Origin of the sequence: Gilvimarinus algae (genome assembly GCF_030518215.1) — a bacterium.
Lineage (GTDB): Bacteria > Pseudomonadota > Gammaproteobacteria > Pseudomonadales > Cellvibrionaceae > Gilvimarinus > Gilvimarinus algae.
The window spans coordinates 102,804-123,735 of sequence record NZ_JAULRT010000035.1; the positions used below are offsets into that span (position 1 = coordinate 102,804).

23 protein-coding genes and 1 other RNA gene are annotated in these 20,932 nt (G+C 59.5%); 12 read left to right on the forward strand and 12 right to left on the reverse strand.

Annotated elements, in window-relative coordinates; genetic code table 11:
- Nucleotides 1-104: 104 nt before the first annotated feature.
- The 5 genes from QWI16_RS04020 to QWI16_RS04040 are packed head-to-tail and all read right to left on the reverse strand — an operon-like array spanning nt 105 to nt 4,772.
- Nucleotides 105-464 carry a hypothetical protein gene (locus QWI16_RS04020; RefSeq protein WP_302711464.1) on the reverse strand — a complete coding sequence of 120 codons (360 nt, stop codon included), beginning with the start codon at nt 462-464 and terminating at the stop codon, nt 105-107.
- Entirely contained in the window at nt 464-1,669 is a 1,206-nt protein-coding gene (locus tag QWI16_RS04025; RefSeq protein WP_302711465.1) for a UbiH/UbiF/VisC/COQ6 family ubiquinone biosynthesis hydroxylase, read from the reverse strand. Before QWI16_RS04025 ends, QWI16_RS04020 begins: the two co-directional genes overlap by 1 nt.
- Complete coding sequence (gene ubiH, locus QWI16_RS04030; RefSeq protein WP_302711466.1) at nt 1,662-2,843, reverse strand: 2-octaprenyl-6-methoxyphenyl hydroxylase; 1,182 nt, start codon at nt 2,841-2,843, stop codon at nt 1,662-1,664. The genes QWI16_RS04025 and ubiH overlap by 8 nt, the downstream gene beginning before the upstream one ends.
- Before the next feature lie 2 nt (nt 2,844-2,845).
- The gene (gene pepP, locus QWI16_RS04035; protein ID WP_302711467.1) at nt 2,846-4,180 is read right to left on the reverse strand and encodes a Xaa-Pro aminopeptidase; all 1,335 of its coding nucleotides are present in this window, start codon (nt 4,178-4,180) and stop codon (nt 2,846-2,848) included.
- 7 nt (nt 4,181-4,187) lie between these two features.
- Complete coding sequence (locus QWI16_RS04040) at nt 4,188-4,772, reverse strand: UPF0149 family protein (protein WP_302711468.1); 585 nt, start codon at nt 4,770-4,772, stop codon at nt 4,188-4,190.
- A 195-nt stretch (nt 4,773-4,967) separates the two neighbouring features.
- Between QWI16_RS04040 and QWI16_RS04045 the strand changes: the two genes are divergently transcribed.
- From QWI16_RS04045 to QWI16_RS04060, 4 genes are all read left to right on the forward strand, one after another.
- A complete protein-coding gene (locus tag QWI16_RS04045; protein ID WP_302711469.1) occupies nt 4,968-5,174 on the forward strand; it encodes a TIGR02449 family protein in 207 nt (68 codons plus the stop codon).
- Between the two features lie 12 nt (nt 5,175-5,186).
- On the forward strand, nt 5,187-5,486 hold the full coding sequence (locus tag QWI16_RS04050; RefSeq protein ID WP_302711470.1) for a cell division protein ZapA: 300 nt from the start codon (nt 5,187-5,189) through the stop codon (nt 5,484-5,486).
- A 48-nt stretch (nt 5,487-5,534) separates the two neighbouring features.
- Nucleotides 5,535-5,712, forward strand: a non-coding RNA gene (ssrS, locus tag QWI16_RS04055) — 6S RNA.
- A gap of 11 nt (nt 5,713-5,723) precedes the next feature.
- Entirely contained in the window at nt 5,724-6,353 is a 630-nt protein-coding gene (locus QWI16_RS04060) for a 5-formyltetrahydrofolate cyclo-ligase (RefSeq protein WP_302711471.1), read from the forward strand.
- Nucleotides 6,354-6,355: 2 nt separating this feature from the next.
- On the opposite strand, the gene ilvA is transcribed toward QWI16_RS04060, so the two are convergent.
- Nucleotides 6,356-7,870 carry a threonine ammonia-lyase, biosynthetic gene (gene ilvA / locus QWI16_RS04065; RefSeq protein ID WP_302711472.1) on the reverse strand — a complete coding sequence of 505 codons (1,515 nt, stop codon included), beginning with the start codon at nt 7,868-7,870 and terminating at the stop codon, nt 6,356-6,358.
- 141 nt (nt 7,871-8,011) lie between these two features.
- On the opposite strand from ilvA, the gene rpiA reads away from it, so the two are divergent.
- Entirely contained in the window at nt 8,012-8,689 is a 678-nt protein-coding gene (rpiA, locus tag QWI16_RS04070) for a ribose-5-phosphate isomerase RpiA (RefSeq protein WP_302711473.1), read from the forward strand.
- Between the two features lie 72 nt (nt 8,690-8,761).
- On the opposite strand, the gene rpmG is transcribed toward rpiA, so the two are convergent.
- From rpmG to radC, 3 genes are all read right to left on the reverse strand, one after another.
- A complete protein-coding gene (rpmG, locus tag QWI16_RS04075) occupies nt 8,762-8,917 on the reverse strand; it encodes a 50S ribosomal protein L33 (RefSeq protein WP_302711474.1) in 156 nt (51 codons plus the stop codon).
- Nucleotides 8,918-8,932: 15 nt separating this feature from the next.
- Nucleotides 8,933-9,169 carry a 50S ribosomal protein L28 gene (gene rpmB, locus QWI16_RS04080; protein ID WP_253968263.1) on the reverse strand — a complete coding sequence of 79 codons (237 nt, stop codon included), beginning with the start codon at nt 9,167-9,169 and terminating at the stop codon, nt 8,933-8,935.
- Nucleotides 9,170-9,448: 279 nt separating this feature from the next.
- Entirely contained in the window at nt 9,449-10,123 is a 675-nt protein-coding gene (gene radC / locus QWI16_RS04085; RefSeq protein ID WP_302711475.1) for a RadC family protein, read from the reverse strand.
- 157 nt (nt 10,124-10,280) lie between these two features.
- Here radC and coaBC point away from each other — a divergent pair, with 157 nt between their 5' ends.
- From coaBC to slmA, 4 genes are all read left to right on the forward strand, one after another.
- The gene (coaBC, locus tag QWI16_RS04090) at nt 10,281-11,516 is read left to right on the forward strand and encodes a bifunctional phosphopantothenoylcysteine decarboxylase/phosphopantothenate--cysteine ligase CoaBC (RefSeq protein WP_302711476.1); all 1,236 of its coding nucleotides are present in this window, start codon (nt 10,281-10,283) and stop codon (nt 11,514-11,516) included.
- A complete protein-coding gene (locus QWI16_RS04095) occupies nt 11,513-14,041 on the forward strand; it encodes a phosphomannomutase/phosphoglucomutase (protein WP_302711477.1) in 2,529 nt (842 codons plus the stop codon). The genes coaBC and QWI16_RS04095 overlap by 4 nt, the downstream gene beginning before the upstream one ends.
- A gap of 2 nt (nt 14,042-14,043) precedes the next feature.
- Complete coding sequence (gene argB / locus QWI16_RS04100; RefSeq protein WP_302711478.1) at nt 14,044-14,946, forward strand: acetylglutamate kinase; 903 nt, start codon at nt 14,044-14,046, stop codon at nt 14,944-14,946.
- Nucleotides 14,947-15,058: 112 nt separating this feature from the next.
- Complete coding sequence (gene slmA, locus QWI16_RS04105; RefSeq protein ID WP_302711479.1) at nt 15,059-15,670, forward strand: nucleoid occlusion factor SlmA; 612 nt, start codon at nt 15,059-15,061, stop codon at nt 15,668-15,670.
- A 3-nt stretch (nt 15,671-15,673) separates the two neighbouring features.
- On the opposite strand, the gene QWI16_RS04110 is transcribed toward slmA, so the two are convergent.
- Together QWI16_RS04110 and pyrE are read right to left on the reverse strand one after the other, a co-directional pair.
- Nucleotides 15,674-16,288 (reverse strand): hypothetical protein, encoded by a 615-nt coding sequence (locus QWI16_RS04110; RefSeq protein WP_302711480.1) that lies wholly within the window; start codon nt 16,286-16,288, stop codon nt 15,674-15,676.
- Nucleotides 16,289-16,297: 9 nt separating this feature from the next.
- Nucleotides 16,298-16,939 carry an orotate phosphoribosyltransferase gene (gene pyrE / locus QWI16_RS04115; RefSeq protein WP_302711481.1) on the reverse strand — a complete coding sequence of 214 codons (642 nt, stop codon included), beginning with the start codon at nt 16,937-16,939 and terminating at the stop codon, nt 16,298-16,300.
- Nucleotides 16,940-17,160: 221 nt separating this feature from the next.
- Here pyrE and QWI16_RS04120 point away from each other — a divergent pair, with 221 nt between their 5' ends.
- Nucleotides 17,161-17,931, forward strand: coding sequence for an exodeoxyribonuclease III (locus QWI16_RS04120; RefSeq protein ID WP_302711482.1), 771 nt, complete (start codon nt 17,161-17,163; stop codon nt 17,929-17,931).
- A gap of 53 nt (nt 17,932-17,984) precedes the next feature.
- Here the strand turns inward: QWI16_RS04120 and rph are convergent, their stop codons facing one another.
- On the reverse strand, nt 17,985-18,707 hold the full coding sequence (gene rph / locus QWI16_RS04125; RefSeq protein WP_302711483.1) for a ribonuclease PH: 723 nt from the start codon (nt 18,705-18,707) through the stop codon (nt 17,985-17,987).
- 114 nt (nt 18,708-18,821) lie between these two features.
- Between rph and QWI16_RS04130 the strand changes: the two genes are divergently transcribed.
- Nucleotides 18,822-19,688, forward strand: coding sequence for a YicC/YloC family endoribonuclease (locus tag QWI16_RS04130; protein ID WP_302711484.1), 867 nt, complete (start codon nt 18,822-18,824; stop codon nt 19,686-19,688).
- A gap of 71 nt (nt 19,689-19,759) precedes the next feature.
- Complete coding sequence (locus tag QWI16_RS04135) at nt 19,760-20,902, forward strand: MFS transporter (RefSeq protein ID WP_302711485.1); 1,143 nt, start codon at nt 19,760-19,762, stop codon at nt 20,900-20,902.
- The last annotated feature ends 30 nt before the right edge of the window (nt 20,903-20,932 follow it).

A 20,932-nucleotide genomic window follows, 5' to 3' on the forward strand; every position in this document is an offset into this window, starting at 1 on the left:
CCCGGCCATCAAAGTTCAGCAATCCCACCGAACCTGATCAAAATTAAATCACTTGGCTATGGCGAGTTCAAGCAGCGAACGCACAGTTTCACGGGCTTGTCACCTCAAGCCGGCGGCTCGCGCTCACTTATGGGGCGCCGGCAGTAGGTTTCGTGCAAAATCAGCGCAATCACGACCACGGCGAAGCCGCCCAGCATGGCGGGGCGTTTTACCAGCTCCAACGCCAACCCCTCTTTGGCAAGCTGATAGCAGGCCAGTCCCCAGGCGGCCGCTGCGAAGTAGCCCCAACGGCGGCGGCGAAGCACCAGCACGGCAATCACCAGCGTAATCACGGCAGCAAATACCGTCGGTATTGTCAGCTCTGCAGCCAGAAACCCGGCAGCGGCGATCAGCCATAGCAGCAAAAGTGCATTAAAAAAATGTGCCACCATGGCCATTTTCCCGGTTTTTTCCGAAAGTTTCATTACAGCGATAGCCCCATGGCCTCTTTGGCCAACACAGTTTTCAGGGCCGGCAGGTTATTAACCGCCGACATGCCGCGGTTGCGCAATAAAAGCGCCGGTAGCGACCGGGCACCAAACAGCCGTTTGAATCCCTCCATGGTCGCCATCATGGTCAGATTATGTCCCATTCGCTCGCGCTCATAACGCCGCAGCGTAGCGACATCCTCCAAGGGGACTTGCCGCTGCCTTGCGCGCGCCAGCTCGCGGGCAAGACTGACAACGTCCAGAAACCCGAGGTTTACCCCCTGACCTGCCAGCGGGTGAATGCTGTGGGCCGCATCGCCCAGCAGGGCAAACCCCGGTCGGACATACGCCCGGGCATGGCGCTGATAGAGCGCCAGGGGGTAGCGCTCGGCGACCCACTCGACGGCGCCCAAGCGATGCTCGAAGGCCGCCGCCAGACGCTCGGCGAAAACGCCCTCATCCAGCGCCATCAGCTCATCGGCGAGAGCCTGATCCGCCGACCAGACGATGGAGCAATGCCGCGGCGTGCTGTCACAGTCACTCTCGCGTAAGGGCAGAAAAGCCAGGGGGCCGGACTGCATAAACCTCTGGCGCGCGGCAAAACCGTGGGAAAGCTCGGTCCGGACACTGGTGACTATGGCCGTTTGCCCGTAAGACCACTCGCGCACGGCGAGCCCCGCCCAGTCCCGCAGGCGCGAGCGCGACCCGTCGGCGGCCAGGGTGACAGGTGCGCGCAGCGCGAGACCACCCTCCAGCGCCACGCCGCCTACATGGCTGCCAAGGCTCAGCAAAGCACTCGCCTCGGCCTCGTAGCGAATCACCCCGCTGCGCTCAAGCTCGCGGGTCAGGTAGCGGACAATGAGCCTGTTTTCGACAATATACCCCAGCGCCTCAGCGCCGAGCGCGACGCTGTCAAAATCGATAGAACCACTGCCTTCGCCATCCCACACGTGCATATGCTGGTAAGGGCAGACTCGCTCGGTCACAAGGGCGTCCCAGACGTTCAGCTCTTCCAGTAAAGCGCGGGAAGCCTGAGTCAGGGCGACTACACGGGGATCAAAGAGCGCCTCAGCGGGCGCCTGCTCAAGGGGCGCCACCAGCGCCACCCGATACTCAGGGCAGGCCCGCTTGATCTTAAGGGCGCCAGCCAGACCTACCATGCCCGCGCCGACCACAATCACATCGACCTGCTGCTCAGCCATAGGACGCTTCCGCCACCCCCATCATTTGCCGGCCAAAGGCGGCGCTTGCCCCCGGCACCAGCTCAAGGCTCAAAAGCCCAAGGTGGCGCAGAGTGACAGCGCTCCAGCCTTTATGCGTGAATAATTGCACCATTCGGTGGGTCAGCTCACTCGTCAGTCGCTGATCGGCCCGACGCTGCTGACAATAAGCTTCAAGACCAGACAGACACCCCGGGTCCACTGAGCCACTCAGGCTTTTCGCCAGTATCTGGGCGTCGCGCAGTGAGAGGTTAAACCCCTGGCCGGCCACGGGATGCAGAGAGTGCGCGGCATTACCCACCAGCACTAGGCGCGAGCGCACCTGCTCGCGGGCCTCACGGCGAACCAAAGGATAGGCGTGGCGTTCACTAACCGCCCTCAGACGGCCGAGCCGGTGACCAAAGCGCCGCTGCAGGTGGCCGAGAAACGCCTCCGGCGAGCCGGCGCAAAGCCCAGCCGCGAGTTCTGGGGGCAGCGTCCAGACCAGTGCCGACTCGTGGGGATCGGCAAGCGGCAGCAAAGCCATAGGTCCGGTGTCGGTAAAGCGCTCGTAGGCCGTCTGCTGGTGGGGAAGACTCGAGCGGATATTGGCAATGACAGCGCACTGCTGGTAGTCGGACTGTTCGACGCCGATGCCCAAGCGCTCGCGTAGGGGCGAGTCCGCCCCATCGGCCACCACCACAAGGCGAGCGCTGATGAGCTCGCCAGAGGCCAGCTCTAGCTGTGCCGCCTCTGCACCAAAGCGCAGCAGCGCCACTGAATCCTGTAAAACGTCAATTCCCGCACAGGCGTCCAGAGCGCCCAGCAGAGCCCGTCCCAGCGCGTCATTGCGCACGACATAGCCAAGGGCGGCCCTGCCAAAATCGCTGGCACTGAGTACTTGCCCGGGCAGGTAGCCGCGATCCGATACATGCACTCGTGTAATCGGCGCCGCCGCTTCTAACGGCGCGCGTAACCCCAGCGTCTCAAGGCAATCCATGCTGCCCGCCGACAGCGCTGTGGAGCGGGCATCGAAACTCGGCCGGCTCTGCTCCGGTGCACCGGAGCGCGGATCAATCAAGGCAATACGCCAGTGCGGGTTATGTCTTAGACACAGGAGCGCCACCGAGGCGCCCACCATGCCGCCACCGGCAATCGCCAGATCATACTCCGCCACTGTCAGCCTCCACGAGCCTTAGCGGCGCGGGCCATCAGCGCCTCAATCTCGCTGACGGTTTTAGGGACGGCCGCGGTCAACACCTCGCAGCCAGCCTTGGTGATGAGGACGTCGTCTTCAATGCGGATGCCAATGCCTCGCCACTTCTTGGCCACGGTGTCATCGTCCGGCGCCACATAAATTCCAGGCTCAACGGTCATGACCATACCGGGCTCAAGCACGCGCCAGGCGCCGCCGACTTTGTAGTCACCCACATCGTGCACGTCCATTCCGAGCCAGTGGCCGATGCGGTGCATGTAAAAGCGGCGATAGGCGCCCTCTTCAATCAAGGCCTCCAGCTCACCGGCAAGCAGACCGAGCTCCAGTAAACCCTCGGTGATCACGCGCACCGATGCCTCGTGGGGTTCGTTCCAGTGAGCACCGGGCTTTAGCGTCTCCATGGCGGCGTCCTGCGCCTTTAGGACAATGTCGTAGAGGGTCCGCTGCTCCTCACTGAAAGTGCCGCTGACCGGAAAGGTGCGAGTGATATCCGCCGCGTAGTACTCCAGCTCACAGCCCGCATCAATCAGCACCAGTTCGCCGGCTTTTAACGGCGCGCTATTATCGATGTAATGCAAAATGCAGCCGTTTTTGCCACCGCCGACAATAGAACTGTAGGCCGGAGAACGAGCCCCAGCCATGGCAAACTCGTGCAGAATTTCGGCCTCCAGCTGGTACTCCATGACTCCGGGGCGGCAAAACTCCATCGCCCGCACATGCGCGCGCGCTGAAATTTCCCCGGCCTCTTTCATGACCCGGATTTCCGCAGCGCTTTTGAACAGCCGGTTGTCGTGCAAAAAGTGCGAGAGATCGAGAAACTCACCGGGCGGGGTGGCGCCGGAGCGCACCTTGGCGCGGATGGTATTCACCCAGTCCATAACCTGGCGATCAAACGCTGGATCTTTGCCCATGGCGTAGTAGACCCGCTCGCGGCCTTCCAGAAGGCCCGGCAGAATATCGTCGATATCGTCCACCGGGAAGGCGTCGTCGGCACCATAGTCGGCGCAGGCGCCTTCGGGCCCGGCTCGGTAACCATCCCAGATCTCGCGCTCGGGATCGCGGTCGCGACAAAAGATGACACACTCACCATGCTCGCGTCCGGGAATCAGCGCCAACACCGCCTCTGGCTCGGCAAAGCCTGTCAGGTAATAAAAGTCACTGTCTTGGCGGTAGGGGTACTCGGTGTCGCGCGAGCGGGTCCGCTCGGGAGCCGAGGGCACTATGGCAATGCTATCGGGCTCCATCACATCCATCAGCGCCTTGCGGCGCCGGGCAAATTCAGCTTTGGTAATTCTCATGGCTCACTCAGTGCAAAGTAGCGGAGGCGGTCGGTGCGGTGGCGGCGACTGAATCGGGATGGAAGCGCTGAAACAGTGTCAGGGCGGACATACGCACGTATTCAGAGACCTCGATAAAATCCGACTCGGCGCTGGCGGCATCGTTGTCATCCGACTCAATCTGCACAATTGCGGAAAAATCGCGCAGCGTGTCCGCCGTCTCGGAGGAGACCTGATCCTGCTCAGCCGCGCCCGAAGCGCCAAAGCCGCTGAGAAAACCGTGACACCACTGCGACAGCGCCTCTACCCGTTCGGCCATACCCTGTTCATCATCGGGCAGCAGGAGCACAAAGCTAAACCCTTCTCCCGAGAGTTGCTCGCGGGTAAGCTGCAAAAACTCCAGCAAAGCGTCGGTGGTCTCTGCGTCTGGCTCATCCGTCAGAGCCATGAAATCGTTCACCAGTCGCAACCAGTCGGCCTCATTCAAGGGGCTGCCGCAGAGCCTGCCGCAGAGCATGCCCTGCAATTCTGCCGGGCTGTTAAGCGCGTTAAGCGGTGCCAATCGATCATCCCAGTCGTCAAAGGGATTAGCGACTTTTTCTATTTCAGACATGCATTACTCTCCTAACCAAAGAACCATGCTAGCACACAGGCGCCACAAGCCCCGGCGCGCCCAAGGTCGAAAAATCAAAAACACCTTTGATATTCGGACACTGCGCACATAAACTAGAATTTACGTTAAGGCCGATTGACCCCCTGCAAACGGCGCAATATAGTAGCCTTTGAAACTCTATTGGTCACCTGCCCCATGTCTGATGAACTGATACATACGCTGGAAGCCAAACTGGACGAATTGATCCGCCAGTGCACCCGCCTGCAGCAGGACAATGCCGAGCTGAAAAAGCGCGAAAGCGAGTGGCAGCGCGAGCGGGTAAGACTGGTGGAAAAAAACGAGCTGGCGCGCTCGCGGGTAGAAGCGATGATCACCCGGCTGAAAAGCCTTGAATCGGAATAGGACGGGGGCACTGTGAGTAACGAAACGGTACACGTGAAAATACTGGATAAGGACTACCAGGTCGCCTGTCCGGCTGAAGAGCGCAGCGCCCTGATTCAATCGGCGCAAATTCTCGACGAGCGCATGCGCCTGATTAAAAACACGGGAGGCGTTATCGGTCTCGAGCGTATCGCTGTTATGGCCGCGCTCAACCTCAGTCACGAACTGCTGCAGGCGCAGAGCAATCACTCCGCCGTCGGCGGCGACAGTGCCACGCTGCAGAGAATGCAAGAAAAAATCGAGGCGCAGCTGGACCGGTTGTCATCACATTGATGTGGCCCGGCCTTTGGGGTCAAAGGGAAAACTGCGCTATACTGTGAATACACCCTGGGATGTACGCCAGTTGACTATGTCCTTGAGCCGATACTGCTGTACCCGGTAGCTCCTCGCCGGTGTTTGTGAGCAAGTCCGCACGACGGAAAGCCTAATAGCATCGCAGGAGCCACCCCTTGAACTTTAGGGTTCAAGGCCCAATCGACAGCGGCATTCTGGGGTTTTATTTTACCCGCCATGAGCCAACCTCCTCTTTCACGCTCCGACCTGCGCCGCCAGCTGCGACAAAAGCGCAGAGCCTTGTCCAGCGCGCAGCAAAAGCAGGCCTCCGAATCGCTCTGTCGTCACCTCAAGCACTTACCCCAACTGCGAGCAGCGAGGCACATAGCACTCTATTGGCCCGCCGACGGTGAGATCGATCCGCGCCCCATTGCCCGCTGGGCTTGGCAACGCGGTATTCGTTGCTACCTCCCGGTGCTTCACCCCTGGTCAAAACGCCGACTCTGGTTTACCGCCTTCACGGCCAAAACCCGCTTTCGGCGCAACCGCTTCGGCATTGCCGAGCCGATAAAGGTAGCCCGCGCCCCGCTGTCGCCCAAACACCTGGATGTGGTGCTACTGCCGCTGGTGGGCTTTGATCGTAGCGGCGGGCGCCTGGGTATGGGAGGGGGCTTTTACGACACCACCTTTGCATTCAGGCGTCATCAGCCAGGCTGGAACCGACCGAAGCTGCTCGGTGTAGCCCACCAGATCCAAGAGGTCGCGGGGCTGGCCCTGCAAAGCTGGGATGTTCCTGTAGACGGGGTAGTAACCGACGGCGGTTTGGTCGGCGGCAGGGGATTCAGGGGCTGTTTTAAGGCCCCTTAACCTTATCCGAGAAAGTACTGGTAGGCTTCGTTGTCGGTCTCTTCCCAGAAAGGGTAATTGATCTCGGCCAAAAACTTGCGCACCTGGGCGCGCTCTTTTTTCGGCACTTCCATACCCACCAACACTCGACCAAACGCAGAACCATGATTGCGGTAGTGAAACAGCGAGATGTTCCAACGGCCCGCCACCTGACTCAGGAAGTTCAGCAGGGCGCCGGGGCGCTCCGGGAACTCGAAACGGAAGACCATTTCATCTTTGACCTCGGCCGCGTGACCGCCGACCATATGACGAATGTGCAGCTTGGCCAGCTCGTTGTCTGTCATGTCCACCAGCTCATAGCCCTGCTCGCGCAAACTGCTCACCAGCTCGTCGCGATCCGAGGGGTCTGCGCTGACCTGCACGCCGACAAAAATACGGGCCTTGTCAGAGTCCGCGTAGCGGTAGTTAAACTCGGTGATATTACGTCTGCCCAGTGCCTGGCAAAATTCCCGATAAGCGCCCGGGCGCTCAGGAATGGTTACCGCCAAAACCGCCTCGCGCTTTTCGCCAATCTCGGTGCGTTCAGAGATATACCGCAAGCGGTCAAAATTGATGTTGGCGCCGCAGTCGATGGCGACCAGCGTTTGCCCAATGATGCCGTTTTCGGCCACGTATTTTTTCAGGCCAGCCACACTCACCGCCCCGGCAGGCTCGGCGATGGAACGGGTGTCCTCGAATATGTCTTTAATACCGGCGCAGATTTCATCGGTATTAACCGTAATCACACCGTCGATGGTTTTTTTCAGAACCCGGAAGGTCTCCTTGCCAATCTGAGCCACCGCAACGCCGTCGGCAAAAATACCCACCTGCGGCAGCCGCACGCGACGGTTTTTCTCCATGGCCGCAGCAAGACAGGCGGACTCCTCGGACTCCACCGCAAAAACTTTCACGCCCGGGCGCACGTATTTCACATAGGCAGCCACACCGGCGCAGAGGCCACCACCACCGACGGCGACAAAAATGGCATCAATGTGCTTAGGGTACTGGCGCAGAATTTCCATGGCCACGGTACCCTGACCGGCGATGACATCCGGGTCGTCAAACGGATGAATGTAGGTGTAACCCTTCTCCTCAATCAACTTTTGCGTATGCGCAGCGGCCTCGTCAAAGTTGTCGCCATGAAGCACCACCTTGGCGCCACGGGCGCGCACCGCATCCACTTTAATGGCCGGGGTGGTGCGCGGCATCACAATCACCGCGCGCACCCCCAGGTGCTGAGCACCGAGCGCCAACCCCTGGGCGTGATTGCCGGCCGAGGCAGCGATCACACCGCGGGCCCGCTCTTCCTCGGTCAACTGCAACAGCTTGTTGTAGGCACCGCGAATTTTAAAGGAGAAGACCGGCTGCAGGTCTTCGCGTTTAAGCAGCACATGATTGTTGGTGCGTTGCGACAACAGTCGCGCCTGATCCAGCGGCGTCTCTACCGCCAGGTCATAGATGCGGGCATTGAGAATTCGTTTTATGTAAGAGTCCGGCATAGCTCAGTCTTGCAAGGGAGTGTGAGGTTCGCAGCATGATAAACAATTTAAGGGTAGGTTACACCTGCGCCACGAGTACAGACACTGATAATTCGGACGCGACACCGTATAATGGTGCACAGATGACTTGCAGGAGCGGTTATGAATCAGGATCAACTCAAACAAGCGGTGGCGCGCGCCGCCATTGACTACATAGCACCCAAGCTGGAAAAAGACAGCATCCTGGGCATTGGCACGGGCTCAACGGCCAACTTTTTCATCGAGATGTTGGGCGATCTGAAAGACGACTTCGCCGGCGCCGTGGCCAGCTCCGATGCCTCGGCCAACAAGCTGCGAACCCTGGGCATTGAGGTGCTGGACCTCAACAGCGTTTCCGAGCTACTGGTCTATGTCGACGGTGCCGACGAATCCAACGCCCAGCTGGCGTTGATCAAAGGCGGGGGCGCGGCGCTGACCCGAGAGAAAATCGTCGCCGCCGTCGCCCGGGAATTTGTCTGCATTGCCGATGAGAGCAAGTGGGTGAAAGTGCTGGGCAGCTTTCCCCTGCCAGTGGAGGTCATTCCCATGGCCCGCTCCTACGTGGCGCGCGAGCTGGTCAAGCTCGGCGGCGACCCGGTCTATCGCGAAGGCGTCACTACCGATAACGGCAATGTGATTCTGGACGTGCACAACCTCGCCATTACGGACCCGAGAGACCTGGAGCTGAAAATCAACCAGATCACCGGTGTGGTGGCCAACGGCCTCTTTGCTCATCGCGGCGCCGACGTGCTGCTGCTGGGGCGAGCAGGTGGAGTAGAAATCCTCAAACCCAGTTTCTGACCAGCCTTAAGTCACAGACGTAAAAAAACCCGGCGCACGCCGGGTTTTTTTACGTCGAAAGCGCACCAAGATTTACTTGATTTTGCCTTCTTTGTAGATCACATGCTTGCGAGCAACGGGATCGAATTTTTTGATCTCCATTTTCTCGGGCATGTTGCGCTTGTTTTTGTCGGTCGTGTAGAAGTGACCGGTACCAGCAGTTGAGTTCAGACGGATCTTCTCGCGCATGACTTATCTCCTCAATTAAACTTTTTCACCGCGAGCACGAAGATCGGCCAGTACGGCTTCAATGCCGCGCTTGTCGATAACGCGCATACCCTTAGCAGAAACGCGCAGTTTCACAAAACGCTTTTCCGCCTCGACCCAAAAACGGTGGGTGTGCAAATTCGGCAAAAAACGACGCTTGGTGTGGTTTTTTGCGTGAGAAACATTGTTTCCAGTTACGGGACGCTTGCCGGTAACCTGACATACCTTAGACATGGTTTTGCCTCTTAACCAAATTTAATCGCGCTGCGCTGCCTCTATGCTTCAGCATTAGCAAAAGCAGCCCAGAGCAGGATTCATCGAGCAGCCTGTGTATCCAAATTACGGCCTGACAGCGGGGTCCGGTGCTCTGGACTCACCCTCGGGAACCCGGTTTTCGGGCGCCTCCCGGGAACCCGGCCGCGAAGAGCCGCGTTTTATACCAAAAGCGCCTTCCAATAGCAACGTTTCGTTGCTTTTTTAGCCAGAAAATACCGATATCCACCCCTGATCGGCTCACAGCAGGCCCCGCTCGGCAAAGGAAGTCACCTCGCCGTCACCGACAATCATGTGATCGAGCACACGCACCCCCACCAGATCCAGTGCAGCAATCAGACGCTCGGTAATGCGGCGGTCCGCCTGGCTGGGCTCAGCCACCCCCGATGGGTGATTGTGCGCCAGTATCACCGCCGCCGCGTTGCTCGACAACGCCAGCTTGACCACTTCTCTCGGGTAGACGCTGGCGCCATCCAGAGTCCCCATGAACAGCGGCACGTAGCGAATCAGGCGGTGCTGGTTATCGAGCAGTAAGAGCGCAAAAATTTCGCGCGTGCTGTGACGCAGCTGCGAGACCAGATACCGGCGCACCAAGTCGGGGCTGGTCAGAGCGTCGCCGACACTCAGTGTTTCGCTGAGGTGGCGCCGAGCCATTTCCAGCACCGCCTGCAGCTGCGCGTACTTGGCATCACCCAGGCCCTCGCCGCGGCAGAACGCCTCGTGGGAGGCCTCGAGTAAAGGCCGCAAGCCACCAAAACCCGCCAGCAGCTCGCGGGCGAGGTCCACAGCGGATTTACCGGCACAGCCAGTGCGCAGAAAAATGGCCAGCAACTCGGCGTCCGATAGCGCCCCCGGGCCGCGCTCGAGCAGTTTTTCCCGCGGGCGCTCCCCCACGGGCCACTGGGCAATCGACATGACGAACCTCCTTGTCAGCGTGACTAAGCCCTTATTCAAGCCCACCAGAGGGGTATTTTCAAACCACAATTTCGCGCCACGGAGGTGTTATCCGACGCCTGGAATGGTATCTTTACCCCCTAAGCAAGCACTTACCTTCAATGCGGCGAAACGTTTCATGTCCACTGTGCAAAACAAACGTATTCTGCTGGGTATTACCGGCGGCATAGCGGCCTACAAAGCGGCCGAGCTGGTGCGGGCACTGAAAGAGCGTGGCGCTGAGGTGCGCGTGGTGATGACCCGCGCCGCCTGTGAATTTATCACCCCGCTGACACTGCAGGCGCTCTCGGGCAACCCGGTGCACACCTCGCTGCTCGATACCGAAGCCGAAGCCGCTATGGGCCACATTGAACTGGCGCGCTGGGCCGACCGGGTACTGATCGCGCCGGCCAGTGCCGACTTTATCGCCCGCTTCGCCGGCGGCCTGGGGGACGACCTGCTGGCCACCCTCTGTCTGGCTACCCGTGCACCTATTGCCCTCGCCCCGGCCATGAATCAGGCCATGTGGGACGCGCTGGGCACGCGCCACAACATTGATTTGTTAAAAGACAGACGGGTGACCTTTTACGGGCCGGCCTCGGGAAGCCAAGCCTGTGGCGAAGTGGGACCCGGCAGAATGCTTGAAGCCATTGAGCTTGCCGAGCTGCTCGCCGGCAGCTTTGCCAGTGGCGCGCTCAGCGGCCGCCGGGTGGTGATTACCGCCGGCCCCACCCGAGAGGCGCTGGACCCGGTGCGCTACCTGAGTAATCACAGCTCCGGGAAGATGGGCTTCGCCCTGGCCGAAGCCGCCGCCGAGGCCGGCGCCAAAGTGGTGCTCATCAGCGGTCCCTGCGCCCTGCCAACGCCCGATAGAGTCGAGCGAATAGACGTTATCAGCGCCGATCAAATGCTCGCCGCCAGCCTTGAGGCAACCGGTAACTGCCACCTGTTTATTGCCGCCGCCGCCGTCTGCGACTACCGGCCGGCTCACCGCAGCGCTCAGAAATTGAAAAAGCACGGCGATGAAAGCCTGAAGCTGGAGCTGGTGCAAAACCCGGACATTGTGGCCACGGTAGCGGCTCAGAAAAAGCCCACCTATTGCGTGGCATTTGCCGCCGAGACCGAGCGGGTTCTAGACTATGCGAGAGCGAAACGTGCACGCAAAGGGGTAGAGTGCATTATCGCCAACGACGTCAGCGGCACCGATACTGGCTTTAACAGTGACGACAATGCCGTCACCCTGATCGACGAAGAGGGTGAAATCCTGCTCGACAAGCGCAGCAAAACCCAGTTGGCACGGGATCTGATTGCCCTACTGGCCACTAAGAGTGACTCCACCGAGAAAAGCAAGAACTCAAAGGACAACGGACAATGACCGACACACCGGCCAACAGCGCTGACAGTGAACAACAACCGAAAATGACCCGCGCCGAGCGGCGCGCACAAGACATTAAAAAGCAACTGCACGCCCGTCGTCACCGCATGCTGTTTTTGCTGGTGGGCATTACCTTGCTGATCAACGCCGGCGTGGGTTATTGGCTCTACGGTTCAATGGTCGAGGGTAAGCAGCGCCAGCGAGTGGCCGATGCGGCGGCCCACGCCGCCCAATCTACCGCCCAGAGTATTGCCACCGCACTGCATGAAAGGCAGGCCCTGGTAAAAGGCTGGGCACAAGACCCGGCCCTGGTGGCCGCTATGGAAGCCGGCGATGCCGAGACCTTGGCACAGATTACCGGTCAACGGATGGCAGAACATCCGGAGTTGCTCGCCCTGCGGGCCTTTGCCGCTGGAAAAGCGCAGATAGACCGGGAGCATCAAGCACCGCTGCGCTACGCCGAAATTGACTTGATCCGGCGCAGCACCCGCCGCCAGGAGACCCTCCCAGAGGCCGCCCCGATTGACGGCCAGTGGCAGCTACAGATTGCCAGTGCCGTGCCCCCCCAAGGCGAGGGGGATGCCCCCGGCAGCCTGCTCGCTACGTTCGACACCGACGCGCTGAAAAGCATGGTCACAGCCAACGAGCAAGACCGCGGCACCCTGATACTGCAACAGTCCTTCTCCAGCCACCGTCCCTACCCGTTGCACCGTCACGGCAGCGGCGATGCAGCGCCCCCCGCGGAAGCCAAAATTCCAGGCAGTTATTTGAGCGTTCATTTTACGCCCTCACAGAAATTGGTCGAGCAATCCGCCGAGCTGCCGGGTATGTGGCTGCTGGTGATCAGCCTGTGCGTCACTACCGGGCTCGCTCTGTCACTGGTGCTCTCGCGCTTGCTGGTGCGCAGTAAACCAGGGCCTACCGGCGAGGGGCTGACGCTGCCCCAGCAATATGTCGATACCCGCAGCGCGGATAAATCCAAGAGCGATGCGGCCACCGATCAAGAGGCGCCCCAGCCCAGTACCCTCTATCAGAACCAAGACATTCTCGACATCGAAGTCATCGAAGAGGACGCAGACATCCTCGGACTCGACAGCGCTGCACCGCGCAAGAAAGCGCCCAGCGCCCAGCCTGCCGTGCAGGACGGCCCGCACCTGCCGGATGAGATTTTTCGCTCCTACGACATTCGTGGCAAAGTCGGTGCTGCCCTGACACCGGATCTTGCCTATCAAATCGGTTTGGCGCTCGGCAGCGAGGTGCAAGACCAGGGCGAGACCAGCATTGTCGTGGCACGCGACGGCCGGAGCCACAGCCCGGAGCTGTGCCAACGGCTGGTAGACGGTTTGCTGGAATCGGGCTGCGATGTCATCAACATCGGCACGGTTCCCACCCCCGTTATGCACTTTGCCGTGTGCGAACTGGAGGACACCAACAGCGGTGTCATGGTTACTGCCAGCCACAACGGCGCTGAGTACAACGGCTTTAAGATGGTGATCGGCGGCCAGACCCTGGCCGACGGTTCTATACAAGATATCCGCTCGCGCATTGCCAGCGGCAAGTTTCTCGAAGGCGAGGGCAAGGAAACCCACGAAGACATCACCCCCGATTACATCGACCGCATCTTTTCCGATGTCGCTCTGGCCGGACAAATTCGTATCGTGATCGACGCCGGCAATGCCATTACCGGCGTGGTGGCACCGGCGCTGTTTGAGGAACTCGGTTGCGAGGTGATTCCGCTGCACTGCGAACTCGACGGCCGCTTCCCCAACCATCCGCCGGATCCGAGCCTTGTCGAGAACCTGCAAGACCTTATCGCCAAAGTCAAAGAGACCGAAGCCGACCTTGGCGTTGCCTTTGACGGCGACGGTGACCGTCTGGTGGTGGTGACGCCGGCGGGCAAGATCATCTGGCCGGACCACCTGCTGATGCTCTTTGCCAAGGACATTTTGTCGCGTAACCCAGGCGCCGACGTGCTCTTCGATGTGAAGTGCTCCAAGCAACTCAACCAGCTGATATCCAGTTACGGTGGGCGCCCCATCATGTGGAAAACCGGTCACTCGCACATGAAGCGCAAAATGGCCGAAACCGGTGCGCTACTCGGCGGTGAATACTCCGGCCATATCTTTATTAAGGAGCGCTGGTACGGATTCGATGACGGCCTGTATACTGCCGCCCGTCTTCTGGAGATCATCACCCTGCGCGATCAACCCATCGACGACGTGTTTGCCGCCTTCCCCATGCTGCCCAGCTCACCCGAAATTCGTGTGCCGGTGGCTGAGGCGGACAAGTTCAAACTGATCGAGCGACTGATTGCCGAGGGCGACTTTCAAAGCGGCAAGGCCACCACCATCGATGGCTTGCGGGTCGACTTTTCCAAAGGCTGGGGGTTGGTGCGCGCCTCCAACACGGCGGCTGAAATCACCCTGCGCTTTGAGGCCGAATCCGAAGAAACCCTCAACAAACTGCAACAGCTGTTTAAACGCGAGCTGTTGAAAATTGATAAAACCCTGAAGCTGGATTTTTAACTATGTCTCTCAATCGCGACGCTGCGATGAACATCGCCAAGGTGTTGACCGAGGCCTTGCCTTACATTCAACGCTTTACCGGAAAAACCATTGTGGTCAAGTTTGGCGGCAACGCCATGGTGGACGAAGAGCTGCAGAACAGCTTTGCCCGCGACATCGTCATGATGAAACTCGTGGGCATGAACCCCATTGTAGTTCACGGCGGCGGCCCGCAAATTGGTGACCTGTTGGCCAAGCTCAACATCGACTCCAAATTTGTCGGCGGCATGCGCGTCACCGACAGCAAAACCATGGACGTGGTGGAAATGGTGCTCGGCGGCACGGTGAACAAGCAGATCGTCAGCCTGATAAACCGCAACGGCGGCGAGGCTATTGGTGTTACCGGTAAAGACGGCCAGCTGATTCGCGCCAAAAAGCTTGAAGTCAAAGCGCAGACGCCAGAGGTCTCTACCTCGGAGATCATCGATATTGGCCATGTAGGCGAAGTGGCATCGATCAACAAAGCCGTTATCGACATGCTGCTCAACAGTGATTTTATTCCGGTGATCGCGCCCATCGGCGTCGGCAAGGACGGGGCCTCCTACAACATTAATGCTGACCTGGTGGCCGGCAAGATTGCCGAAGTCCTGCAGGCGGAAAAGCTGATGCTGCTGACCAATGTGGCCGGGCTCATGGACAAAGAGGGTAACATTCTCACCGGCCTCACCACCTCGCAAGTGGACGAGCTGATTGCCGACGGCACGATTTACGGCGGCATGCTGCCCAAAATCGGCTGCGCGCTGGATGCGGTCAAGTGCGGTGTGACCTCGGCCCATATTATCGACGGCCGTGTGTCCCACGCCGTGCTGCTGGAAATTTTCACCGACATTGGCGTGGGCACACTGATCACCAATAAGTCGAGCTGAATACACAATGGGCGAGAGCGCCGGGGGAATGAAAGGCCCTCGCCCTTAATGGAACACTCAGGCGCTCTCACGAGCGGACACCTGGGTCATAACACAGAGCAGAGCTTGCCCTATGAGTAAAACCCATCAGAAGGTATCGCGCCGCCAGCAAATTCTCGAAGCCCTTGCCCGTATGCTGGAAGCCAGCCCCGGGGCCCGCATCACGACCGCTGCTCTCGCCAGAGAAGTCGGCGTTTCCGAAGCGGCGCTCTATCGCCACTTTCCCAGCAAATCAAAAATGTTTGAAGGCTTGATTGAATTTATTGAAGAGACAATCTTCACCCGGATCAAGCTGATTTTAAGCGAGGAGCCAGGCGCGCTGGATCGCTGCGAGAAGATTCTCTACCTGCTACTGAGCTTTACCGAGCGCAATCCGGGAATTACCCGCCTGCTGACCGGCGATGCCCTGACCGGGGAAACCGAGCGCCTGCGCAATCGCATCGCCCAGCTGTTCGAGCGGGTTGAAACCCAGCTCAAACAAGTGATACGTGAAGCGGAGCTGCGTGAAGGGCTGCGCCCGAACCTGCCGCTATCGGCAGCGGCCAACCTGTTGATGAGTGTAGCGGACGGGCGGATCACTCAATTCGTCCGCAGCGAGTTCCGCCGACCACCGACCGAGTACTGGGCCGATCAATGGCCGGTGATTGCCGCGGGATTGATGCGCGAATCGACGCCGGTGGTTTAAGGGTCAGGATTTAATTTCGCGAAACCGCTCGATATCGCGATCGTACCTTGCGGCTCGTTGGTCAATTTCCTGCTCGCGGGCCCGAATCTGTTTGCGAATCTCCACCAGCTCGGCCTCCAACTGATGAATGTTGGTCTGCACGGCTTCGGAGACTTCCGTGCCATTGCGCTCCATGATACCGGCACGGCGCTGCTGGTCTTCAAGCTGCGCCGATACGCCGGACAAGTTCGCCTGCAAAATACTCAGATTGCCGCGCAGCTCCGTCAGCGCGCGTTTTTTCGCCGATTCAATATCCTTAACCGAGCTGAAGCGCCGCTTTAAGCGAGCATCCCACTCGGCCAGTTCGGCCTCGCGGCGCAACTGCTCCGCGTAGCGGACGGCATCCTCACCTTTGGGCGCGGGCGGCACTTCTTTCAAAACCCGGCCAGTGTCAGTGATGATCTCATATCCCCGGGCGGCGGCGGCCGGCGGAATGCTCTGGTCCACCACCAGATGACCACGGTCATTTTTGTAGCGGAACAGAGCATTGCTGTGCTCCGTTTCTTCCTCCTGCGCCCAAGCGCCACTGCAGAGCACCGCCAGAAGGCAAATCAGCATTCGCTTTGAAAACCGTGTCATCGGGTACTCCTATACGCCGTATTGGGAGCGATAGGCCTTGATAGCCTCCAGCCGCTCAGAACCGCCTTGCTGTTCAAGATAGCTGATAATATCCGCCAAGTTAATGATATTCACGACGGGAATTTTATATTCCCGCTCCACCTCCTGAATGGCCGACAGTTCACCGCGGCCGCGCTCTTGCCTGTCCAGGCCGATCATGACCGCAGCCGGCGTGGCCTCTACCGCCGCTAAAATCTCCATCACCTCACGCACGGCGGTACCCGCGGTGATAACATCATCGACGATCAGGGCGCGGCCTTTAAGCGGCGCGCCCACCAAGGTACCGCCCTCGCCATGATCCTTGGCCTCTTTGCGGTTAAAGCAATAGGGCACATCCATACCGTGATGCTCGGCCAGAGCCACGGCCGTAGCGCTGGCCAGCGGAATGCCTTTGTAGGCCGGGCCAAACACCAGGTCAAAGCTCACGCCGGCATCGACAATAGCCTGCGCATAAAAACGCCCGAGAGCCGCCAGCCCTGAGCCCGTTTGAAAAAAGCGCCCGGCGTTAAAGAAATAGGGGCTGATACGGCCGGACTTCAACGTAAACTCACCGAACAGCAGCGCCTCTTTGGCGATGGCAAGGTCGATAAAGTCGCGTTGATAATCTTTCATGAGGGCTGATCCTGTACTGTTTCGGGAAAATCAGGCTATTATAAGCGAGAGCAAGGCCGCAGTGACCGGAAAGCTCACACGGCCGCCCACCTGCCGGATTTTTAACCAACAACAATAAAAAAGGGTAAAAAATCCCACGCGGGCCTGGCAACTTCCGATAACCCATAACACATAGGCTTCCGGCTCGGGTATCATACACAGTCCGCAACTAAGGGGCTAACATGAGAGTTATCAGTCTTAGCGTCGATGGCATCTTTCAAGCGGCGCAGCGCGGCCTGTATGAATGGCTGGAGAATCAGGACGCGGACATTATCTGCCTGCAGGATTTGCGTGCGCTTGAGTACGAGCTGGACGACGACATCTTTCATCCCGAAGGCTATTTCGCGTATTTTTTTGACTCGGGAACACCGCATTACAACGGTGTGGCTATCTACACCCGCAAGCAACCCAAAGCGCTGATCTTTGGCCTCGGCTTTTCATCCGGTGTGGACATGGAAGGCCGTTACCTGCAAGTCGATTACGAACACATGAGCATCGGCTCACTGCTCGCCCCCAGTGCCAGCTCCGAAGTGGAATCTCAGGAAGTCAAAATCAAGTTCTTCGACGACCTGCAGGCGCACATGGACAAGATTACCCGCAAGCGCCGCGAGTACATTTTTTGCGGCAACTGGCAAATGGCGCACACACCGCGGGATGTCACCGACTCCGACGAGCTGCAGCACGAATCCGGCTTTTTGCCCCACGAACGTCAGTGGCTGAGCCAGCTGTTTAACCAGATCGGCTATGTCGACGCCTTCCGCCGCGCCATTCGCGATCCGGACGAATACAGCTGGTGGCCCAGCGGCAAAATCGGTACCGGCCCGGGCTGGCGCACCGACTTCCAGGTCGCCTCCAACGCCATCGGCCAGCGGGTCGAGTACGGAGCCATTTACAAAAATGGCCAGTTCTCCAGCCACCTGCCGGTAATCGTCGATTACGATATGGAGCTGTAACGCTCTGCACGCCAGGGTGAGCGGGCAACGCCGCTCACCCCCGGCCCTACGGTTTATCCTGCGGCCAGCGCCTCACGCTGCAAGTTATTCAACTCCCCAATGCCCTGCTTGGCCAGCCGCAGCATCTGTGCAAACTGATCTTCGCTAAACGGCTCAGCCTCCGCCGTCCCCTGAATTTCAATAATACCGCCGTCATCGGCCATGACCACATTCATATCCGTATCGGCGTTGGAATCTTCGGGATAATCCAGATCCAGCACCGGCACGCCCTGATAAATACCCACGGATACCGAAGCGATAGCGCGGATCAGCGGCTCGCCTTTGACCATCCCCTTGGCTTTCATCCAGCCAATGGCATCGGCCACCGCCACCCAGGCGCCGGTGATGGAGGCGGTACGGGTGCCGCCATCGGCCTGAATCACATCGCAGTCAATGTGCAGGGTGTTTTCCCCCAGCTGACCGAGATCCACCGCGGCGCGCAACGAGCGGCCGATCAGGCGCTGAATTTCGACGGTGCGGCCCCCTTGCTTGCCCCGCGCGGCCTCGCGGTTCATGCGTGAGCCGGTCGAGCGCGGCAACATGCCGTACTCAGCGGTCAGCCAGCCCTGTTCCTGGCCGCGCAAAAACGGTGGTACCCCCGGCACCACGCTGGCGGTGCAAATCACCTTGGTATCACCAAAGGCCACCAGCACCGAGCCCTCGGCGTGCTTGGTGAACTGGCGGGTGAGCGTAATAGGGCGTAACTGTTCTGGGAGTCGTCCGCTGGGGCGCTGCATACATCGGGTCCTGTTGCCTGGCAGCCACTTGCGTCGCTGCGGTGTGTGTTAATATCGGGCCTATGTTAACGTTTATCGTGCGCTCTGCACTACCGCCCCATCACAGGATACGCCATGCCTCGCAGTATGACCGGCTTTGCCCGGACCGAAAGCCAGCACACTGACTACACCTTAATCTGGGAGGTGCGCAGCGTTAACCACCGCTATCTGGAAATGTATTTGCGCCTGCCTGAAGAGTTTCGTGAAATCGAGACTGCCTTGCGCGAAATCACCCGCAACAAGCTGCAGCGCGGCAAGCTTGAGGCCAGCATTCATTTTCAGCCCGAACAATCCAGCGGCGGTAGCATCGGCCTGGACAGCGAGCGGCTAGCGCAACTGGCGGATGCCTGCAGCCGCATTGACGCGCAAATTCCCAACTGCGCCCCTATCAATCCGCTGGAGGTGCTGCGCTGGCCCGGGGTGCAGATCAGCGAAGAAATGAACCGCGAGGCCCTGCACGAGAACGCCCTCAAGCAATTTGAAACCACCCTCGACCAACTGATTGAGCATCGCGCCCGCGAAGGCGCCGAACTGGCCGGGTTTATCGAACAGCGGCTGGACGGCATCGCCGAGCAGGTGCGCCTGGTGCGCGAGCGCCTGCCCGAGATTCTGCAAACCCAGCGGCAGAAGCTGCAGGAAAAAATCGCGGCGCTCAGCGTTGAGCTGGACCCGGACCGCCTGGAACAAGAAATCGTCATGATGGCGCAAAAAGCGGATGTCGACGAAGAGCTGGACCGGCTGGATACGCACATTCAGGAAGTACGCCGCACGCTCAAACAAAAGAACTCCCTCGGTCGCCGGCTGGACTTTCTGATGCAGGAGCTCAACCGCGAGGCCAATACCCTGTCTTCAAAATCCGTGGTCAGCGAAACCACTCAAGCCGCCGTTGAACTCAAAGTCCTGATCGAGCAAATGCGCGAGCAGATTCAAAATATTGAGTAAAACCAAGTTTCTTGAGCCCGGACGCAGCCTATCGCTTGCGGACTTAGCGGCCTCGCCATGGATAAACCCCTATGATCTCAGCCGACACCCCGGCCAGCCGTCTGGCCACTCGCCTCGGGTTTCTCGTGGCCGGCTTCGGTATTGCCTGCTGGGCGCCCATGGTGCCTTTTATCAAGCACAAACTCGCCATTGATGAGAGCATCCTCGGGCTGCTCATTCTGTGTATTGGTGTGGGCTCGGTATGCGCCATGGTGCTTTCGGGCATTATCGCCGCGCGCATGGGCAGCCGCCCGGTGATTCTCGCCAGCGGCTTCTCATTGTTGCTTATTTTGCCGCTTCTGACCGTTATGGACAGCCCAATGACCATGGGTTTGGTCCTGCTGGCTTTTGGCGCGGCCCTGGGCTCGCTGGATGTGGTCATCAACCTGCACGCCGTTGAAGTGGAACAGGCCGCCGGCACCCATCTTATGTCGGGGTTTCACGCGCTTTTTAGCCTCGGCGGTTTTCTCGGCGCAGCGCTGATGACGGCGCTGCTCTCGCTCGGCAGCAACCTGCTTTTCGCCAGCCTCGCCTGCGCGCTTATCATGCTGGCGGCCATGGCAGTCGCAGCGCCACAACTGTTGCGCGATAAGCCTGCGGCAAGCGACACCCTATTTGTTTTCCCCAAAGGCATAGTGCTGCTTCTGGCCGCACTCACGGCCATCGCCTTTTTGATGGAGGGGGCCATTCTCGACTGGAGCGCCCTGCTGATTACCCAGCAGGGGCGAGTGAGCGAGGCGCGCGGCGGCCTGGGTTATATGCTCTTTGCCATCGCCATGGTGACTGGCCGCTTTAGCGGCGACAGTCTCGCTACCCGTTTGGGGGATCTCGCTCTGCTGCACTACAGCGGCTGGCTGGCGGTGCTCGGTTTTGTGGTCTTGCTTGCCAGCCCCTGGACCATAGTGGCGCTCAGCGGATTTTTACTCATTGGCCTCGGCGCCGCCAATATCGTCCCGGTGCTGTTTCGCCGCGCCGGCCGACAAAGCCTGATGCCCGCGGCGCTTGCCATCGCCGCCGTCACCACCACCGGCTACGCCGGCATACTGCTGGGGCCCGCGCTCATCGGCTTTGTCGCGCACTGGATAGGTCTGGCAACCTCCTTTTGGCTGCTGGCGGCCATGATGGTACTGATACCGCTTGGCGCAAAAGCGGCCACCAAACCCGCTGGAGCTTAGCGCCTTCTATTTTTATACGTAGATCGACGT

Coding starts and splice junctions, on each gene's coding strand:
- argB (WP_302711478.1), top strand. CDS start 14,044: ATGTCTCTCAATCGCGACGCTGCGATGAACATCGCCAAGGTGTTGACC.
- rpiA (WP_302711473.1), top strand. CDS start 8,012: ATGAATCAGGATCAACTCAAACAAGCGGTGGCGCGCGCCGCCATTGAC.
- QWI16_RS04095 (WP_302711477.1), top strand. CDS start 11,513: ATGACCGACACACCGGCCAACAGCGCTGACAGTGAACAACAACCGAAA.
- QWI16_RS04045 (WP_302711469.1), top strand. CDS start 4,968: ATGTCTGATGAACTGATACATACGCTGGAAGCCAAACTGGACGAATTG.
- pepP (WP_302711467.1), bottom strand. CDS start 4,180: ATGAGAATTACCAAAGCTGAATTTGCCCGGCGCCGCAAGGCGCTGATG.
- QWI16_RS04025 (WP_302711465.1), bottom strand. CDS start 1,669: ATGGCTGAGCAGCAGGTCGATGTGATTGTGGTCGGCGCGGGCATGGTA.
- rph (WP_302711483.1), bottom strand. CDS start 18,707: ATGCAGCGCCCCAGCGGACGACTCCCAGAACAGTTACGCCCTATTACG.
- QWI16_RS04130 (WP_302711484.1), top strand. CDS start 18,822: ATGCCTCGCAGTATGACCGGCTTTGCCCGGACCGAAAGCCAGCACACT.
- coaBC (WP_302711476.1), top strand. CDS start 10,281: ATGTCCACTGTGCAAAACAAACGTATTCTGCTGGGTATTACCGGCGGC.
- QWI16_RS04135 (WP_302711485.1), top strand. CDS start 19,760: ATGATCTCAGCCGACACCCCGGCCAGCCGTCTGGCCACTCGCCTCGGG.
- QWI16_RS04110 (WP_302711480.1), bottom strand. CDS start 16,288: ATGACACGGTTTTCAAAGCGAATGCTGATTTGCCTTCTGGCGGTGCTC.
- pyrE (WP_302711481.1), bottom strand. CDS start 16,939: ATGAAAGATTATCAACGCGACTTTATCGACCTTGCCATCGCCAAAGAG.
- ilvA (WP_302711472.1), bottom strand. CDS start 7,870: ATGCCGGACTCTTACATAAAACGAATTCTCAATGCCCGCATCTATGAC.
- QWI16_RS04040 (WP_302711468.1), bottom strand. CDS start 4,772: ATGTCTGAAATAGAAAAAGTCGCTAATCCCTTTGACGACTGGGATGAT.
- QWI16_RS04120 (WP_302711482.1), top strand. CDS start 17,161: ATGAGAGTTATCAGTCTTAGCGTCGATGGCATCTTTCAAGCGGCGCAG.
- QWI16_RS04060 (WP_302711471.1), top strand. CDS start 5,724: ATGAGCCAACCTCCTCTTTCACGCTCCGACCTGCGCCGCCAGCTGCGA.
- slmA (WP_302711479.1), top strand. CDS start 15,059: ATGAGTAAAACCCATCAGAAGGTATCGCGCCGCCAGCAAATTCTCGAA.
- rpmB (WP_253968263.1), bottom strand. CDS start 9,169: ATGTCTAAGGTATGTCAGGTTACCGGCAAGCGTCCCGTAACTGGAAAC.
- rpmG (WP_302711474.1), bottom strand. CDS start 8,917: ATGCGCGAGAAGATCCGTCTGAACTCAACTGCTGGTACCGGTCACTTC.
- QWI16_RS04020 (WP_302711464.1), bottom strand. CDS start 464: ATGAAACTTTCGGAAAAAACCGGGAAAATGGCCATGGTGGCACATTTT.
- radC (WP_302711475.1), bottom strand. CDS start 10,123: ATGTCGATTGCCCAGTGGCCCGTGGGGGAGCGCCCGCGGGAAAAACTG.